We start from the raw sequence: 647 nt of genomic DNA, 5'->3' as shown, positions 1-647 counted from the left end.
GTTCTGAATCTCCTGTAGGAAAATAGAGAAAAAGAACAGACTGCTGTAGTACGAGAAGCCTAGGGTGAACGAAGCAACATTCGCCACCAGGAATGTGCGCTCGCGCAATAGGGTAAGTGGCAACAGTGGGCGCGATATCCGTCTTTCGGCAACGAAGAACAGCATGAAGCCGATCACAGCCAAGAAGATCGCCGCTAATGGGATGACATCGACCCAGCCTCGTTCTCCCGCCTCGATAACGCCGAACGTCAACGCGCCCAAGGCTAATACACTCAAAACCTGTCCAATCGGATCGCGCGCCGCGTGTTCTGGATATCTGTGTTCCACTATGCCGTATTTACCGAGAACCAACGCCAAGATCCCTAACGGTAGATTGATAAAAAATATGCTCTGCCAACCTAGATGGTGAAGCAGCAGGCCACCAAGTAGTGGCCCCAGGATCAAGGCTAAGGCGTTAAAGGCTGACCAGGCTCCGATGACGTGTGAGCGTTCTACCGGATCAGGAAAGGCATGAGTGAGGATAGGCATCGCTCCTGTGATAAGGAAAGCAGCGGCGATGCCCTGGACGGCCCTCCCTATCAACAGAGCAGCTAGAGACGGTGCCCAACCACACAGCGCCGAGCCGACCGTAAACAGGAGCACACCCC

At 54.3% G+C, this 647-nt stretch carries 1 protein-coding gene; it reads right to left on the bottom strand.

The window, feature by feature from the left end:
* On the bottom strand, window positions 1-642 hold a 642-nt coding region (locus IAE27_RS29315), incomplete at its 3' end, for an MFS transporter (protein ID WP_320159740.1).
* Window positions 643-647: the final 5 nt, after the last annotated feature.

The sequence above is a fragment of the Klebsiella sp. S69 genome, from assembly GCF_016516145.1.
GTDB lineage: Bacteria > Pseudomonadota > Gammaproteobacteria > Enterobacterales > Enterobacteriaceae > Klebsiella > Klebsiella oxytoca.
Note: the sequence above shows the minus strand (reverse complement) of the source record. Positions and strands in the feature narration are given on the sequence as shown.